The organism is Providencia sp. PROV175 (genome assembly GCF_032707045.1).
GTDB lineage: Bacteria > Pseudomonadota > Gammaproteobacteria > Enterobacterales > Enterobacteriaceae > Providencia > Providencia hangzhouensis.
This window is the reverse complement of record NZ_CP120533.1, coordinates 1,104,156-1,122,180: the sequence shown is the minus strand read 5'-3', so window position 1 is coordinate 1,122,180 and position 18,025 is coordinate 1,104,156. Positions and strand designations below refer to the sequence as shown.

At 43.8% G+C, this 18,025-nt stretch carries 11 protein-coding genes; all 11 read left to right on the top strand.

The genetic code is table 11. The features are described from left to right. Nucleotides 1-125: 125 nt before the first annotated feature. The 11 genes from P3L44_RS04865 to miaE all read left to right on the top strand — a co-directional run bounded on the left by P3L44_RS04865 (nt 126) and on the right by miaE (nt 17,954). The gene (locus P3L44_RS04865; RefSeq protein WP_272662024.1) at nt 126-2,921 is read left to right on the top strand and encodes a xanthine dehydrogenase family protein molybdopterin-binding subunit; all 2,796 of its coding nucleotides are present in this window, start codon (nt 126-128) and stop codon (nt 2,919-2,921) included. Beyond that, the gene (locus P3L44_RS04860; protein WP_213914304.1) at nt 2,918-3,469 is read left to right on the top strand and encodes a (2Fe-2S)-binding protein; all 552 of its coding nucleotides are present in this window, start codon (nt 2,918-2,920) and stop codon (nt 3,467-3,469) included. The genes P3L44_RS04865 and P3L44_RS04860 overlap by 4 nt, the downstream gene beginning before the upstream one ends. Further along, complete coding sequence (locus P3L44_RS04855) at nt 3,466-4,701, top strand: c-type cytochrome (RefSeq protein WP_272662023.1); 1,236 nt, start codon at nt 3,466-3,468, stop codon at nt 4,699-4,701. Before P3L44_RS04860 ends, P3L44_RS04855 begins: the two co-directional genes overlap by 4 nt. 426 nt (nt 4,702-5,127) lie before the next feature. Further along, nucleotides 5,128-8,046 (top strand): xanthine dehydrogenase family protein molybdopterin-binding subunit, encoded by a 2,919-nt coding sequence (locus P3L44_RS04850; protein ID WP_272662022.1) that lies wholly within the window; start codon nt 5,128-5,130, stop codon nt 8,044-8,046. Continuing rightward, nucleotides 8,043-8,609, top strand: coding sequence for a (2Fe-2S)-binding protein (locus P3L44_RS04845; protein ID WP_004260707.1), 567 nt, complete (start codon nt 8,043-8,045; stop codon nt 8,607-8,609). Before P3L44_RS04850 ends, P3L44_RS04845 begins: the two co-directional genes overlap by 4 nt. Before the next feature lie 11 nt (nt 8,610-8,620). Further along, nucleotides 8,621-9,964: a cytochrome c gene (locus P3L44_RS04840; protein ID WP_272662021.1), complete on the top strand. Its 1,344-nt coding sequence runs from the start codon at nt 8,621-8,623 to the stop codon at nt 9,962-9,964. A gap of 356 nt (nt 9,965-10,320) precedes the next feature. Continuing rightward, nucleotides 10,321-10,794 (top strand): (2Fe-2S)-binding protein, encoded by a 474-nt coding sequence (locus P3L44_RS04835; RefSeq protein ID WP_140171321.1) that lies wholly within the window; start codon nt 10,321-10,323, stop codon nt 10,792-10,794. After that, nucleotides 10,791-13,067, top strand: a complete 2,277-nt coding sequence (locus P3L44_RS04830) for a xanthine dehydrogenase family protein molybdopterin-binding subunit (protein WP_272662020.1) — start codon at nt 10,791-10,793, stop codon at nt 13,065-13,067. The genes P3L44_RS04835 and P3L44_RS04830 overlap by 4 nt, the downstream gene beginning before the upstream one ends. Continuing rightward, nucleotides 13,060-14,358: a c-type cytochrome gene (locus P3L44_RS04825; protein WP_272662019.1), complete on the top strand. Its 1,299-nt coding sequence runs from the start codon at nt 13,060-13,062 to the stop codon at nt 14,356-14,358. The genes P3L44_RS04830 and P3L44_RS04825 overlap by 8 nt, the downstream gene beginning before the upstream one ends. A 262-nt stretch (nt 14,359-14,620) precedes the next feature. Beyond that, nucleotides 14,621-17,188, top strand: a complete 2,568-nt coding sequence (mutS, locus tag P3L44_RS04820) for a DNA mismatch repair protein MutS (protein ID WP_272662018.1) — start codon at nt 14,621-14,623, stop codon at nt 17,186-17,188. 1 nt (nt 17,189) lies between these two features. After that, nucleotides 17,190-17,954 (top strand): tRNA isopentenyl-2-thiomethyl-A-37 hydroxylase MiaE, encoded by a 765-nt coding sequence (miaE, locus tag P3L44_RS04815; RefSeq protein WP_140172969.1) that lies wholly within the window; start codon nt 17,190-17,192, stop codon nt 17,952-17,954. Nucleotides 17,955-18,025: the final 71 nt, after the last annotated feature.

The following is an 18,025-nucleotide window of genomic DNA, read 5'->3' as shown; positions in this document are numbered from 1 at the left end:
ACTACTTATCATTAATTTGAAATTTATTAAGAGAAGTATAATATAAATGTGATACAAGTAATTTTTTCGATATGACTATAAAAATAAAAATACCGATGTAATAATAATAAGTGTAAGGGTGTATTATGAGCAAAAGCAATGTCGAACTCTCCCGCAGACACTTTCTAAAATGTGCCGTTATAGCGGGAATATCTGTTTATTTAGCCCCTTTGTATAGCCGTGCTTTTGATGTGCTATTCGAAGAAAAAATCCTTCAATCTCCTGACTGGAACCCGGTCGACAAACAAATCAAATTTCGTATTGATGGTTTTGCCAAAGTCCAAGGGGAAAAAGTCTTCGCCAGAGACATTCGTGCACGTGATATCCCTCACTGGCCAAAACAGCAAGGTCATGCATTTTTACTCCGCGTGACTCAAGCCGATAAAATTTACCAAGGCTTTAACCTTGATCTGCTAAAAGATGGCCTGATGCCTGACCGCATCGTAACTGCAAGTGACTTAGAAAAAGATGGCGTTGCTTTCCCTGAATTTTATGGTGATGATTTATTGCTTCCAGAAGGGAAAACTCCCGCTTACCTTGGCCAAGCCGTCGCATTATTGATTTATCATGATTTTGCTAAATTCCGTTTTGCCAAAGAAACCTTAAAATTCCGTGACGATGTTATCCAATACGGCGCAGTAACTGGCCCATTAGAACGAGACCCATGGGGAACCTACCGTGGCGTGCGAATTGGCAATGAAAATCCTTATGAGCCAGATATTTATTCAAGCCTAAAAGATATGCCAATCTCCCCTATTGGCATGAAAAAGCACTTACCCGTTTGGCCTGAAGGTCGCGAAGGCGGAAAATTAGATCAACAAGGCATGCTATATGCTGATGAGCTCGCTAAACAACTGGAAAACCCACCGGAAGACTGGTTAGTGCTCAAACGAAAATACTTTTCTCAATCCATTGATACTGCTGCCTTAGAGCCTGATAATGCTAACGGTTGGTACGACGCCAAAACACAGTCATTCCATCTTGTTATTCCGACACAGTCCCCTCAGGAAGTTGCGGAATCATTACCAGAGATGTTGGCAAAATCGCATTTTCCAATTAAACAAATTTTTCTACACCCTTGTTTTACCGTTGGTTATGGTTCTAAAGACCACACTCCATTCCCCTATTATGGTGCGATGGCAACATTATATGGAGACGGAGTCCCTATTCGTCTAGCTAATGACCGTTATGAACAATTTCAATCTACCATCAAACGCCATGCTTTCGATATGGATTACACCTTAGCGGTTAATAAAAAAACGCATAAAATTGAAGCCCTTTCAGCTTCTTTTATCGGTGACGGCGGTGGTCGCTGTAATTTTACGCCTTCCGTTGTCATGGTCGGGGCTACTGGGGCCCAAGCTATCTATTATATTCCCCGTAGTGATTTATCTGCGGTCGGTATTGCATCAAGAGCTGTCGATGCGGGTTCAGCTCGCGGTTATGGTACTTTACAAGCCATGGCAGCAACCGATATGTTAATGGAAGAAGCCGCAAAACTCCTAAAAGTAGACCCCATCGAGTTCCGTCTTAAAAATATCATCAAATCTGGGATGAAAAATACCCAAGGGGCAATTCCTGGCGGTGCAATTCGTGCCGATGAAGTGTTAACCCGCTGTGCTGCTCACCCAATGTGGACTGACAGAGCCAAACGTAAAGCCGACTTTGAAGCGAAACATAGCGGTAAACTATTCGGTACAGGGATTTCTTGTGTGCAAAAAGACTTTGGGACAGGTGCGGAATCCTCCTTTGCTCGCGTAGAACTTACCCCCGAGGGTAAAATAGCCATTTATCATAGTGGTGCAGAAATTGGTACAGGTATGTCTACGTCCCAATCGGTGGTTTGCGCTAAATGGTTAGGAAAACCTGCGGAACAAGCTCATTTTTCGGTTGTAGATTGGTCAATTTTACCTATGGTGTCGACAGGTAACCCGTTTGCCATGTCACAAGATGAACAAAACCACCTCGCGCAAAACCCATTATGGACACCGAATTACTGCTCACCGGCAAGCGCCAGTAATTCAGCCTATTATTTCACTCATAGTACAGACGCAGCCGCACGCATTATATTTGAGCATGGGTTATGGCCCGCTGCCATGTCAATTTGGCAAGAAGGGATTGGCGGCGGACAAGCTGCCCCTCTAGTTGTTCGCCGTGAAGATGCACGCTGGGTTGCTGAAGGCTTAACGGCTGATGGGCTTGAGGTGCTTAGCTTACAGCGCTTAATTGAACGCACTTTTGCAATGGGCGGGGTAACTGGCGCAGTGTGCCACGTATTTAACCGCTGGCAATGGGCCGAAGCCGATTTCCCTATTCAGGGTGAAACTCGCCGTTTACCGATTGATGGGCTATCACTACGATTTGCCGATAAAGAATACCAAGTTTGCCACCGTGAAAAAGCCTATTACCCTGATACGCAAAGAAATAATGCCGGAGTCACTTACTACAGTGCAGTCGCTACCGTGAGTGAGCTATCCATTGATAAGGCAACTGGACAAGTCGAATTGCTGAATCACCATAGCGTAGTGGAGTGCGGTAACCTTATCGTGCCACAACTGGTTTCAGGGCAAATTCAAGGTGGTTTAGCAATGGGGATCGGCCATGCCCTCCATGAATATTTACCTCTCTACGAAGATGGTCCCGGTAATGGGACGTGGAACTTCAACCGTTATCATCTCCCGCTTGCCAGTGACGTTGCTGTTTGGCAACAAACCAACGAAGTCTTACCCGGACTTTCGGACACTGACCCGCCGAAAGGCGTTGCTGAGGTTGTTATGATCCCGGTGGTTTCATCCATCGTCAATGCCATTGCAGATGCAACTGGTCATCATTTCTTGCATTTGCCTGTACGCGCAAAAGACATTTTAGAGGTAATATCATGAGCCTAAATTTCCTTCCCCTTACCTTAACCATTAATGGCCAACAGTATGGACCAATGGACGTGCCTGAAGGCCTCATGATGATCGACTTTCTTCATGAATATGTCGACCTAACAGGTTCTCGACTAGGCTGTGGTCAAGGTATCTGCCATGCTTGCGTTGTTATCTTAGATAATCCATCCGGTACCAGCGAAGAGATCCGTACCTGCATTACTGGCGCACATTTTTTCAATAATAAAAGCATCCGAACTATCGAAGGGGCTGCCACCAAAGAAGAAAACGGGGAGGTAAAACTATCCCCAGTTCAACAAGCTTTTGTTGAACATTTCAGTTTTCAGTGTGGCTACTGTACCCCAGGTTTTGTAAATGCAGCGACCGTATTTATTGAAGAACTTCAGCGAAACCCGATTGCAGAAGCAGACTTAGAAGAGGCTATCAAACAAGCTCTAAATAACCATATTTGCCGTTGTACGGGCTATGTCCGCTATTATGAAGCGGTACGCGATGTGGTTCTGGCGACTCCTGGTCTTATTAAGGAGGCAGTAAAATGATCAAACGAATTATTTTATGGTTGATAGCCATCGCTATCATCGTTTGGGCGGTGCTCTACTGGTATGAAAGCCGTACCTTAGATGGCCCGGTACAAAAAGTCACCGCGACTCCCCAAGAAATTGAGCGAGGTCGTTATCTCACATTGGCCGGTGACTGCGCTGCATGTCACACCAGTGCTGATGGCGCACCATTAGCCGGTGGTTTTCCACTCGATACCCCATTTGGTACCATCTACAGCAGTAACTTAACGCCCTCAGCCGATTTTGGTATCGGCCGCTGGACAAAAGATGATTTTTATAAAGCACTGACCCAAGGTATCTCTCCACCGAGTAAAAATCTTTATCCGGCAATGCCTTATACATCCTATAAAGGGATCACTCGGGAAGATTCTGACGCTATTTACAGTTATTTGATGAGCCAGCCAGCTATTGATGTCGCGCCACCTGAAAATTCATTGCCATTCCCACTAAACCAACGTATGGCCATGATTGGCTGGAATTTATTGTTTTTTAACGATAAACCACTCCCCGATAGCTCACAAGGTAGCTCCCCTGAATGGCTACGTGGTAAGTATTTAGTTAACGTATTAGAGCACTGTGCTGAATGCCATACGCCAAGAGGAAAGCTGGGAGAAATGGATTTAGATAACTTTATGAAAGGGGGGGCCTTAGGTCGTTTTGTTGCTCCAGATATTACCCCGCAAGCGCTTGCAGAACGAGGATGGACAAAAGAAGATTTACAGCAGTTTTTCATGACTGGACTCACACCACAAGGTTCCGCCTACAGTGATATGCACCCTGTAATTTATCTGAGTTCTCAACATTTAACTCCAGAAGATAATAATGCCATAGCCACCTATTTAATGGGCGATAACCCGCCAGCAACTTCGCCATTAAGAATGGGGGAAGGTAATGCACAAGGCCGCCAAATTTATTTAGAAACCTGCTCAGGTTGCCACTCCTATGACGGTAGCGGTAAACCGAATGTGGCGGTGGCAATGAAAGGAAATTCAACATTGCGTGATGTGGATAGCACTAACCTAATTAATGCAATTCTAGATGGTTTGCCTGAGCAAGCATTCCCAAATAACCAATATATGCAAAGCATGCCAGGGTTTGCCAATAAGCTAAATGACCAACAAATTAGCGACTTAGTGAACTTCCTTCGCGTTCAATGGGGAGGACAACCTGCGGATGTCACCCCAGAGCAGATTAAATCTTTGCGTCAATAATGACGAAAAATGAACTATCTGGCTTGTTAATATTTAACGAGCCAGATAATTCTCTAATTAATGTCCATATAATAATATGCTTTATATAATAAAATACATATTGATTTAATTATTCATTAATAAGAACTACTATCATTTAAATAAATTACATTTGAATAAAACTCAGTTATTTTATTCAATACTGTCATATTAAGATGACTTCAACAGTATTATTCACTTTCTTGTCTAAATCCCTTTACTCGTTCTTGATATATCAATACAGATACCCATACTATTTATGTAACTTACTGAGCTATCTGATATTAGTCATCGAATTGTGAGCCAATTTAATCGAAATAAAACAATCTTACAGTGCATGGCTAAAAAGTATTATTTATCTCCATTGTTCATAATAAAAACCCTAAAAATATAATCAGGGAGCACAACATGTCGGGACATATTTCTAGACGCAATTTCATCAAACTAGGCACTATTGCGGGCATTGCAGTTATGGTCGGCAAACTCCCTTTTGCGATAGCAATGGAGCTCGATTCTGACGCCCCATCAACGGATTGGATTGGTCAAAACGGTAAAGCACGTTTTCGTTGGGATGGCGTTGAAAAAGTCACTGGCCATAAAAATTTTGCTCGTGATTACCGCGCTAAAGACATCCCCGGCTGGCCAAAAAAACAAAGCTATGCCTTTATGTTAAAAGCGACAGAGGCAGATAAAACCTTTGAAGGCATTGATATTTCAATGTTAGGGCCAAATCTACAACCTGATAAAGTTGTTTTACAAGAAGATCTTATCCGTGATGGCTTAAATATTCCCCAAGATACCAGTATGGGGAAAGGCTTCTATGGCACTAATATTTTAGTGCCTCTAGGGGATACCCCGCCAATTATTGGCCACCCAGTTGCTATCTTGATTTATCATGATTTCGATAAATATAGTGCAGCGCAGCGGATGTTACGCTTTGCGACAAATACCGTAAAATACGGAACGGTGACAGGGCCAAAACCGCCCGCTAACTACGGTGCAGCACGGTACGTGCGTATTGGTGGTGACACCCCACTTTCGCCTTCTATCTTTTCTCCTTATCAAGATTCTGGTATTAAAGGCGGATTCGATGGCAATACGCCTATTTGGCCACCTTATGACCCCAAACACGCCATTTCTATTCCACCCGTCATCCGTAAAGATCGTGGTGGCGGCTTTATTCAAGCCCTTCATCAGGCAGAAAAGAGCCCTGATAAACAAGAAAAAGCGATGGATTACGCACGGCAAATTGAGCAAGAAATCGCAGCCGCTCGCCAGAACCCTGATAAGTTTGTGATTGAACGCCATGGTTTTTCACAATCCATTGACCCTTGCGCGATGGAGCCTGATAACTGTAATACTTGGTATGACGCACAAACCAAAACGCTGCATATCTTAACCGCGACACAATCTCCTGCTGGTGTAGTTAATGCTGCTGCTGAGCTATCTAAACACAACAAACATTTTTCCGTCGAAAACATTGTGTTATTAACCGGTTCTACTGTTGGTTACGGCTCAAAAGACTATTCGGTTTTTCCTTTCTATTCGATGGTCGCTAGTTTCTACGCTGATGGCTTCCCTGTTCGCATGGCAAATGACCGCTATGAACAATTCCAAATGGGAATGAAACGCCACTCTATTGAGATGGATGTCACCATCATTGGTGATAAAAAAACAGGTAAGTTTGATGTATTAAAAGGCACTTATAACTGTAATGGTGGCGGCCGTGAAAACCTCTCCGTTGCCGTATCACACGTTGCGGTACGTGGCGCCCAATCTATTTATTATTTCCCTAAATCTGACCTCACTGCTCTCGCCATGGCCACTCCGGCTGTCGAAGCGGGCTCAATGCGTGGCTTTGGTTCCTTACAATCGATGGCAGTCACTGAATTGATGGTCGATGAAATCGCTCATAATCTTAATATTGACCCGATTGAACTGCGCCGCCGTAATGCCATTTTAGAAGGTTATCCAAATACACAAGGCGGCGTAATAGCCGGTGACCCACGCAACGTTGAAATGTTAAATCTTGCGGAAAAACACCCAATATGGGTCGAACGTGAGAAAAACAAAGCCGATTATGAAGCGAAAAACCCCGGTAAGCTATACGGTGTTGGCTTTGCGCAAGTGCAGCAAGTTTATGGCTCTAGTGGCGTCCCAACCATTCTTTCCCTCGAATTTGATATCAATGGCAAACTAACAATGCGCCATTGTATGCAAGAGATTGGTACCGGTGGTACAACCGCACAGCAAGTGATGGTGTGGCAAGCACTCAGCAAAGCCCCTGATGTGGTTGAGTTTGGTGTAACGGAATTTGAAGAACTCCCACTCAAAACCAGTTGGGCAGATCAGAAAAAACAAGACGAGTTGTCCAAAACGGATCCCTATTGGACGCCGGCTCTGATCCCTGACATGAGTTCATCGAGCGGTGTTTATTACATTGGGTTCGGCACTCGCCAAGCTGGCCATTTTTTATTGGAAAATACCCTCTGGCCTGCGGCTAAAAGCATTTGGAGTGAAGGCCCCGGCGGCGGTGCGTTCAACGGCTTAAATGTTGAATTTGCCGATATTCGCGTTGGCCCAGATGGTATTGGCGGTGGTGGAATGAAGCCCATTCCTTTTGACATTTTAGCCAAAAGAGCCCATGAGATGGGGCTCATCACCGGGGTTGCTGTTCACGGCTATTCCAGCTGGCAGTGGGCTCGTGCAGAGTTCGATATCCCAACTGTGGGCTTAAAAAATCTCCCTCTCGATGCAATATCCGTTCGTTATGGCGAGGGTGCACCACAAGAATTGAAAAAACAAATGACAACTGGCGGTTACCATTTTATTAAACGTAAAATTGCCTACTACCCACCAACACAACGCGCCAAAGCGGACCCAACAACGGTCACGCCTGCGTCTTGTTTAGTCGAGCTCAACGTCAACACCATGACGGGTGAGGTCGATGTCATGCGCCACCATATGATTATGGACCCCGGTACGATGATTGTCCCTGAATTGGTTTCAGGCCAAATTCAAGGGGGTACCGCCATGGGTATTGGCCACGCATTAATGGAAGAATTGCCACTGTATGAAGATGGGCCAGGTAACGGAACATGGAACTTTAATCGCTATGTCCTGCCGCGTGCAAAAGATGTTGCGGTTTGGCAGCAAACCATTGATTACTTACCCCCGCTATCAGAAACTTCACCACCAAAAGGCATGGCTGAACTGGGGATGATCCCTATCTTACCTGCGACGAGTAACGCATTAACCCATGCAACAGGCAAGCGTTTCTATGAATTCCCTATTACGGTAGATAAAATTAAAAAGGCACTCTCATGAAAATCAACAATGCCGTTCCGATTATTGAGCGCAAGCCACTAACGCTGACCATTAACGGCCAAAAAATTGGTCCTATTGATGTCCCTGTTGGGATGCCAATGATTGAGTTTCTACATGAATACCTTGACCTCACCGGCACTCACTTTGGTTGCGGCCAAGGGATTTGCCATGCTTGTACCATTATGGAAATCCAGCCCGATGGCACAACGGTTGAAAGCCGGACTTGTATCTTTGGTGCCCATTATTTCAACAATAAAAATATTGTTACCATCGAAGGGCAAGCCAAACTGGATGAACAAGGCAAAGTTGTTGAATTAACGCCAATTCAACAAGCTTTTATCGAAAACTTTTCGTTCCAATGTGGTTATTGTGCTCCCGGTTTTGTCACAGGTGCAACGGTGTTTCTTGATAAACTGAAGAAAAACCCAGTGAAGCGAGACCAACTCGAACATGCGATTGAAGAAGCCCTCAATGAGCATATTTGCCGTTGTACAGGTTATGTACGCTATTATGAAGCTGTGAGGAAAGTCGCTCTCGACACTCCCGGCTGCGTGATCGACTAGGGAGAAACATCATGGCTAAATCCAGCTCTCTACGTAAAAGCATTTATATTATTATCTTATTATTCATAATATTAATGCTTGCGATCCTGTTTGGCGCTTTTCGTACTTCCAGTATCGGCCCTAATTTAGATAAACCACTGACTTCAGAAGAAGTCGCCAAATTACTGCCAAGAGGGCAAGAATTGGCCACCGCTGGAGATTGCTTTGGTTGCCACTCATTACCTGAAGGGCCATTGGCTGCGGGCGGGCGCGCTATCGGAACCCCTTTCGGCACCATTTACTCCACAAATATAACGCCTGATAAGCAATTTGGTATCGGTAACTATACCCGTGCTGATTTCCATCGTGCTTTGAAAGACGGAATTGGCAAAGAAAGAGGTAATCTCTACCCTGCCATGCCGTTTGTATTTACCCATATGACGACATCAGATGATATTGATGCCCTGTATGCTTATGTGATGTCACTTCCGCCAATCAATGTGCCAAACAAAGAAAATACAGGTGTATTTGTCCTACCCGTTCGCCCATTTATGAACTTCTGGACTTTGCTCAATTTCCCTAAACAAAATGCGCCTCATGACCCACAACGTTCTGCCGAGTGGAACCGAGGTGCTTATATTGTTGAAGGTCTAGCGCACTGCGGCGCTTGTCACTCACCACGTAACTTAATGATGGGTGTCGAGTTTTCACGGTCACTTCAAGGGGGGGAAGAAGCCGGCTTAGCGATCCCGGATATCACGGCCGAAGCGCTTTCCAAACATGGATACGATACCGCCTCCTTGAGCCAGTTTTTACTTACAGGTAATGCCCCGCAAGGCTCTGCATTTGCAGATATGAGCACAGTGACTCATTTTTCGACTAGTCAGATGAAAAAAAGCGATGTTGATGACATGGCGATTTATTTAATGACGGATAAACAAGGAAAAATACTTGGCGCCAAAGCTTCCCCTGCTCCATTGCCAGAGGCAAACTCATCAGAAGTGGGTGATGTCAGTCAAATCATGGAAACTGGCCGCTTAATGTATATGTCTACCTGCGCAGGCTGCCACGGGATCACCGGAGAAGGTGTACCTAATGGCATTCCAGCGTTAAAAGGTAACGCCATCTTAGCGATGGACAGCCCTGAAACCTTTATCAGTGTAGTGTTAACGGGTATTCCAACCACCACTTTTCCAAATGGGCAACGTATGTATGCAATGCCAAGTTTTGCTGATGATTTAACGCCACAAGAAATGGCAGATTTAATATCATGGGCGCGCGCCGAATGGGGGGGACAAGGTAAACCCGTCACCGCCGAACAAGTTGAGAAACTGAAAAAGCGGCGCAGTAATCATTCGTCGCTTCTCTTCAAATAACTTATTTATTGAAGGGAAGCGACATTATTATTTTCATTGATACATTCAAGTGAAATATATCAACGCACCCCACATTAAATAAGAATTTCAAATTAAAGATATTCACTTATTTCTATTAAAAGAAAACCAATATATAAACTGGGTTTCCTCTCACTTCGCCTGACTCAAACATTCACGCAATCCATGAGTATTTTCCAATATTAACCTTCATTAATAAGTACTTACTAAATACCTAACAAAAATTTCCCTTAGCACATACAGTCACAATTCAAATTAATAACCTATGTTATAGTTAATATACAAATAATAACATTAGATTATCATTTGTTGTGATTAGCAATGTGAAAGGAAAATATATGCAACTAAATATCAATGGAAGATGGATTGAACTAAGCAATATTTCTCCATCAACACCGCTTCTTTACGTATTACGTAATGATTTAAAGCTCAACGGCCCCAAATATGGCTGTGGCTTAGGCGAATGTGGTGCTTGTAGTGTACTTATCGATGGTAAAGTCGTTCGCTCTTGTTCAACACCGGTATCGACAGTAGAAAATAGAAAAATTACGACATTAGAAGGTATTAGTGATGCTGATACACTCCATCCTGTGCAACAAGGATTTATTGATGAGCAAGCAGCACAATGTGGTTATTGTACGAATGGCATGATAATGACATTGGTTGCTCTGTTTAAACGTAATCCTAATGCAAGTGAAGAAGAGATAAAAAAAGAGCTCGCTTTTAATTTATGTCGTTGTGGAACCCATGTAGAAATATTAAAAGCAGCTAAAAAAGCTAAAATAATCATCGCACAAGGTGGTAAAGCATGAGTATTTTAGATATCACTCGACGCCGTATGCTGCAAGCTGGTGGGCTCATCGTTGTCAGTAACATGTTGCCTTCTATTTCATTTGCAACAGAAAAAACACCAACCAAGAATGCCGCTATCCCTTTAAATTATGTCGATAGTTTTATTGCTCTTGCTGCAGATGGTTCGGTGACTGCATTTAATGGTCACGTGGATTTAGGTACAGGAATTCGTACCTCGCTCGCACAAATTGTCGCTGATGAAATTGGTGTCTCTTTTGAATCGGTAACAATGATACTTGGGGATCCGCAAAGTACACCAGATCAAGGACCGACTATCGCCAGTGCGACCATTCAGGTCACGTCTATCCCCTTACGCCATGCTGCTGCTCAAGTTCGCATGAAGCTAACATCTCTTGCTGCAAAAGCGTTAAATGTGCCTGTGGAAGCTGTTCGAGCAGAGCATGGATATGTTTTTGTCACTGCCCAACCTGAACGCCGTTTGAGTTATGCGCAATTGGCGAAAGGACAAGATCTCCATTTTGAATTAGATGAAAACGTAACCTTAAAACCTGTTTCTGAGGCTGTTTATGTCGGAAAACCGATTCAACGCGTAGATATTCGCGCTAAAGTAACGGGTGAATTGACTTGGGTACATGATATGCGAGTACCCAATATGTTACATGGCAGAGTTATTCGCCCTCCTTATGCAGGTGCAGACAGTAGCGCGCCGCTTGGGAATAGTTTGCTTTCCATTGATGAAAGTTCTATTGCTCACCTAAAAGGCATTGTAAAAATTGTACGCATTAATGACTTTGTTGGTGTCGTTGCCGAACGTGAAGAACAAGCGATAGACGCTATGCGTCAGTTAAAAATTCAATGGAAAGAATGGCAAGGATTACCCGATTTAACCCTCGATAAGCTTCATGACACCCTTGATGCATTACCCAGCCAAGATAGAGTATTGCGAGATGATGACGGTGTTGACAGCGCCTTAGCCAATTTACATAAAACTGTGAATGCAGACTATGTTTGGCCATACCATTTACACGCATCAATTGGGCCATCTTGCGCTATCGCAGATGTCCGCGACGATAAAGTTGATGTCTGGTCAGGCACACAAAACCCTCATGACCTGCGAAAAGATTTAGCACTACAACTCGATAGAGACCTATATCAAATACACATTCATCGCATGGAAGCATCAGGGTGCTATGGTCGTAACTGTGCTGATGACGTGGCAGCCGATGCCGTTTTACTGTCTCAAGCGACAGGACGACCCGTGCGAGTGCAATTAATGCGAGAACAAGAAGCGGGTTGGGAGCCAAAAGGCACCGGGCAATTGATTAAAATTCGAGGGGGAATTGATCAAAATAATGATGTCAGCGCTTACGAACTCAGCACTCGTTATCCATCAAATAACGCCGCTACTTTATCGTTGATTTTAACTGGGAAAAAAGAAAATAAACCGGATATTCAACAGATGGGAGACCGCACGGCTATCCCTCAATATCGATACCCACATATGCGCGTTATCGCTAAAGATACCGCGCCTGTTGTTAGGGCATCATGGATGCGCGGAGTTTCAGCACTTCCAAATGTATTTGCTCATGAATCTTGGATTGATGAAGTTGCTTATTTAGCACAGCAAGACCCTATAGCATACCGCTTGAAATATTTAGATGATCCTCGAGCTATCGCTTTAATTAATGCTGTGAAAAAACAAGCAAATTGGATTGATGGACCAATGCATCAAAAACCATCCCCTGTAACCGAAGAAATTGTGAATGGTCGAGGCTTTGCCTGGGCGCGTTATTTTCACAGTAAATTCCCGGGGTTTGGTGCCGCATGGGCAGCTTGGGTTTGTGACTTAACCGTTAATCGTCGTACAGGGCAAGTGCTTATCAAAAAAGTCTATGTCGCTCATGATTGTGGACAAATAGTTAACCCAGATGGCGTTAAACACCAAGTCCATGGAAACATTATTCAATCCTGTAGCCGAGTATTAAAAGAGTTTGCCACCTTTGATAAATCAGGCACAACCTCACTTGAATGGGGGGGATACCCTATTCTACGTTTCGATGAGTTACCCGAAATTGACATTCAATTAATGGAATATCCCAATGAACCCCCTATGGGAGCGGGTGAATCTGCATCGGTACCAAGCGCTGCCGCGGTAGCAAATGCGTTATTTGATGCATTAGGTGTGCGTATGCGGGAAGCTCCATTTACCCCTGAACGTATTCTACGAGCAGTAGATATGGCAGCCAAAAACCAAGGAGTGGCTCATGAGTAAAGCAAAAAAACTATTTGGCTACAGTGCGCTTGCTGTCATTATTATTGCGGTGGGGGGACTCGCTCTGAGTTGGCAGTCTGCCATTGAGCCATTACACACTAATTCGACACAAAGTTTTACTGATACTCAAATTGCCCACGGTGAAAAATTAGCGGCACTAGGTGATTGTGCTGTTTGCCATACACGGCCTGGCGGTGAGAAAAATACCGGGGGCTTCGCAATGGAGATCCCCTTTGGCACGATTTACACCACAAATATAACACCGGATATAGAAACAGGAATTGGCAGCTGGTCATATGAAGCGTTTGAACGGGCTATGCGTTATGGTGTTGATCGTGAAGGGAATTATTTATACCCTGCATTCCCTTATACCGCATTTACTCATACTTCCGACGATGATTTATATGACCTCTATGCATGGTTAATGAGCCAAAAACCCGTTCGTTATCAACCACCAAAGACATCGTTAAACTTTCCCTTTAATATTCGCCAAGGAATTTGGGCATGGAATCAGCTGTATTTAACCGCAGGGCCAATAAAACCAAACAGTTCACAAACTGATGAATGGAACCGAGGTGCATACCTTACCGAAGGGCTCGGCCATTGCAGCGCTTGCCACTCCCCTCGTGATATATTATTTGGTGAAAAAGGCGGAGATAGCCACTTGATGGGTGGAGATGCTGAAGGATGGAGTGCACCAGCGCTGCGAGGTGACCAAGCCTCACCTGTTGCTTGGAGCCATCAGGATATGGCGGAGTTTTTGCGTACGGGATTCTCGGCTAACCACGGCGTCGCAGCAGGCCCAATGGCGCCTGTCATTAGAGAAGGAACCTCTCAATTAACCGAAGAAGATAGACAAGCTATTGCTACCTATTTGACTTCTGAAGTTGATCATCCGCAAGTCACATCGCAAGCCGTAGCAATCGTACAGCAAACAGAAGATAAAATTGAACCACTCTCTACTGAAGGGGCAAGGTTGTATTCAGGGGCTTGTATGGCATGCCATGCCCAAACGAAAGGTGCGCAAATGTCAGGTGTACGACCCGCTTTAGCCTTAAATACGAATCTCTATGCAGATACCCCAGATAATGCCATTCGCGTTGTATTAAATGGAATTGAGTATGAGGCAACAGAAGGGCTCGGCAGCATGCCTGCTTTTCGTCATAATTTAAGTGATCAGCAAATAGCAGTACTCTTAAATTACCTAAGAACAACGTTTACCGACAAATCTCCATGGCCTGATTTGGAACAACAAGTTAGCCAGCTACGCGCGGAAACAGCAACTAAATAATCCGTTTATCTTTAGCGCAAATAACGGTTATATCTATGTCCCCTTATTTGCGCTATTTATTTCTACTCAACAATATTTCAGACCATTTATCACCAAACATGCATTGTCCCTGTGATAATCACGTCATACTATAGAGAATTGCATGGCTAACACGTTTGCCTACTCTCATTTCTTGCGATTTGTGGTATTTTAGTCTCTGAAAATAATCGTCAAATACACTCACAGAATTTAGTTAACTCAATACGTTAGAACAGACAACATTATGACTGATAAGCAAAGCTTCGAATCTCACACCCCTATGATGCAGCAGTATCTAAAACTAAAAGCACAACATTCAGACATACTGCTGTTTTATCGCATGGGTGACTTCTACGAACTGTTTTTTGATGATGCTAAAAAAGCGTCTCAATTGTTGGATATTTCCCTCACCAAACGGGGACAATCTGCGGGGCAGCCGATCCCTATGGCTGGCGTTCCCCACCATGCTGCCGAGGGCTACTTAGCCAAATTAGTACAAATGGGTGAATCCGTCGCCATTTGTGAACAAATTGGCGACCCTGCGACCAGTAAAGGGCCGGTTGAGCGCCAAGTAGTACGTATTGTCACGCCGGGTACTATCACCGATGAAGCGCTATTAAATGAAAGGCAAGACAACCTATTAGCTGCGGTATGGCAAGACCAACAAGGCTTCGGGTTTGCCACATTAGATATCACTTCTGGTCGTTTTATTATTAGTGAAATTGCCGACGAAGAAGCATTACAAGCTGAGCTTCAACGCACTCGCCCTGCCGAACTTCTATACCCTGAAGACTTCGCCAGTATGGCATTAATTGAACACAATAAAGGCTTACGTCGCCGCCCATTATGGGAATATGAGCTTGATACTGCAAAACAACAGCTCGGTTTACAGTTTGGTACGAAAGATTTAATCGGTTTTGGGGTTGAAGATGCCCATAAAGCGCTCAGAGCTGCGGGCTGCTTATTACAATATGTAAAAGACACACAACGTACTTCACTGCCCCATATTCGCAGTATTGTGATGGAAAAACAAAATGATAATGTCATTTTGGATGCAGCAACTCGTCGCAATTTAGAAATCACACAAAACCTCGCAGGTGGTACAGAAAACACACTTGCCGCCATTTTGGATATGTGCGTAACCCCAATGGGCAGCCGTATGCTAAAACGTTGGCTACATACCCCATTGCGTAATATTCAAGTATTAAATAACCGCCAACAAGCTATCAGTGCATTGCAAGAATGCGGCTTTGAATTACAACCATTTTTGCGTCAGATCGGCGATTTAGAACGGGTATTAGCACGCTTAGCACTGCGTTCCGCTCGTCCACGTGACTTAACCCGTATGCGTTACGCATTCCAGCAATACCAAGATATTCATCAAATACTGAGCCAATCAAGTTGTTCGTATTTACAAGATCTTCAAAATCGTATTGGCCAATTTGATGAGTTACAAGACTTACTTGAAAAAGCCATTATTGATGCGCCACCTGTATTGGTACGTGATGGCGGAGTTATTGCCCCGGGTTATAACAGTGAACTCGATGAATGGCGCGCCCTTGCTGATGGGGCAACTGACTACCTCGATAGGCTCGAAATACGCGAAAGAGAAAAATTGGGGATCGATACCCTAAAAGTTGGTTATAACGCTGTTCATGGCTACTATATTCAAGTAAGCCGAGGCCAAAGCCATTTAACACCTATCCATTACGTCCGTCGGCAAACGTTAAAAAATGCGGAACGCTATATCATTCCTGAACTCAAAGAGTATGAAGATAAAGTATTGACATCAAAAGGAAAAGCGTTAGCCATTGAAAAAGCACTGTATGATGAGTTATTTGACATGCTATTACCTCATCTTGCTGCGCTGCAAACCAGTGCCGAAGCTCTCGCTGAGTTAGATGTCCTAGCCAACCTAGCTGAAAGGGCACAAACTCTAGGTTATGCTTGTCCACAACTCACTGAAAAACCAGGTATCCAAATTACTGAAGGTCGCCATCCTGTGGTTGAACAAGTACTCAGTGAGCCGTTTATCTCCAATCCGTTATCACTATCGCCACAACGTCGTTTATTGATCATAACAGGTCCAAATATGGGCGGTAAAAGTACCTATATGCGCCAAACAGCATTGATTACCCTGTTAGCGTATATCGGTAGTTTTGTCCCTGCAAGCAAAGCGGTGATAGGCCCAATCGACCGTATTTTTACCCGCGTCGGTGCCTCTGACGACCTTGCATCTGGCCGTTCAACCTTCATGGTCGAAATGACAGAAACCGCGAATATTCTTCATAATGCAACAGAACATAGCTTAGTACTAATGGATGAAATTGGTCGCGGAACGTCAACCTATGATGGCCTTTCCCTTGCTTGGGCTTGCGCCGAAAACTTAGTTAATAAAATCAAGGCAATGACGTTATTTGCAACGCATTATTTTGAATTAACAACACTACCTGAAAAACTCGAAGGCGCGGTCAATATTCACCTAGATGCTATTGAGCACGGTGATACCATTGCCTTTATGCATAATGTTCAAGATGGCGCCGCCAGCAAAAGCTATGGCCTTGCTGTCGCTTCTCTTGCGGGTGTACCAAAAGATGTGATTAAACGGGCAAAACAAAAGCTTAAAGAACTCGAAGTTATCTCAAACAATGCCAATGCGAGTCATGTAGATAGCGCCCAGCTTAGTTTTTTAACCACAGAAGATGCTGAACCCTCACCCGTACTCAGCGCATTGGAAGGGATTGACCCAGATAAGCTCACCCCCCGCCAAGCTCTAGATTGGATTTATCGGTTAAAGGATATGGATAAGTAGCATGGATGAATACTCACAGTTACTTGCGCCAATTCGCCAGTTTCTACAATGTGAAACGCCTGATTTGTGGGTAAAAAAAGCGAGTTTGCCTGAAAACTTGCCCATTATCTTAAAAGACCATTTATTATGCGAGTTAAAGGCCGCACAAAGTGCGATGTTTTTAATTCGCAAGTATGCTGTCGATAAAGACAGTGCTGCAGTGCTACTTGAATGGTTTAAACCTTATGAATCATTTGCTTATGATAGGGTTGGTGACATCCATACATTAAGAAACAAAAATCAGGTTTCTAAACAAATATTGGCGAAAAAACAATCACCTTATAGCCAAGATTTAATTGATAAAATGGTCTTGCTGATCAAAGAAGAACTTCATCATTTTTACCAAGTTTTAGAGATTATGCATGAACGTAATATTCCATACGATGGCATCACTGCAGGCCGTTATGCAAAAGGGCTGTTAAGTCATATCGACCCTCACGATCCAAAAACCTTAGTTGATAAACTAATTATTGGTGCTTATATCGAAGCACGTTCTTGTGAGCGCTTTGCTAAACTAGCCCCATTTCTTGATGAACAGCTGGCAAATTTTTATATTTCGTTATTACGCTCAGAAGCTCGCCACTATCAAGATTATTTACACTTAGCGCAATTAATTAGCAAACAAGATATTACTGAGCGAGTTAATTATTTTGGTACTATTGAAGCAGAATTAATTTCGACACCTGATGATGATTTTAAATTTCATAGTGGACTCCCCATTAACTAAGTTCATTCTTTATTACTTATAAATAAAAGGCCCCTTTAAACATTAGCTTATAGGGGCCTTTAGCTATCTAA

Bases quoted from the DNA above. Each gene is read 5' to 3' on its own strand.
- P3L44_RS04865 (WP_272662024.1), top strand. From the start codon at position 126: ATGAGCAAAAGCAATGTCGAACTCTCCCGCAGACACTTTCTAAAATGT.
- P3L44_RS04860 (WP_213914304.1), top strand. From the start codon at position 2,918: ATGAGCCTAAATTTCCTTCCCCTTACCTTAACCATTAATGGCCAACAG.
- P3L44_RS04855 (WP_272662023.1), top strand. From the start codon at position 3,466: ATGATCAAACGAATTATTTTATGGTTGATAGCCATCGCTATCATCGTT.
- P3L44_RS04850 (WP_272662022.1), top strand. From the start codon at position 5,128: ATGTCGGGACATATTTCTAGACGCAATTTCATCAAACTAGGCACTATT.
- P3L44_RS04845 (WP_004260707.1), top strand. From the start codon at position 8,043: ATGAAAATCAACAATGCCGTTCCGATTATTGAGCGCAAGCCACTAACG.
- P3L44_RS04840 (WP_272662021.1), top strand. From the start codon at position 8,621: ATGGCTAAATCCAGCTCTCTACGTAAAAGCATTTATATTATTATCTTA.
- P3L44_RS04835 (WP_140171321.1), top strand. From the start codon at position 10,321: ATGCAACTAAATATCAATGGAAGATGGATTGAACTAAGCAATATTTCT.
- P3L44_RS04830 (WP_272662020.1), top strand. From the start codon at position 10,791: ATGAGTATTTTAGATATCACTCGACGCCGTATGCTGCAAGCTGGTGGG.
- P3L44_RS04825 (WP_272662019.1), top strand. From the start codon at position 13,060: ATGAGTAAAGCAAAAAAACTATTTGGCTACAGTGCGCTTGCTGTCATT.
- mutS (WP_272662018.1), top strand. From the start codon at position 14,621: ATGACTGATAAGCAAAGCTTCGAATCTCACACCCCTATGATGCAGCAG.
- miaE (WP_140172969.1), top strand. From the start codon at position 17,190: ATGGATGAATACTCACAGTTACTTGCGCCAATTCGCCAGTTTCTACAA.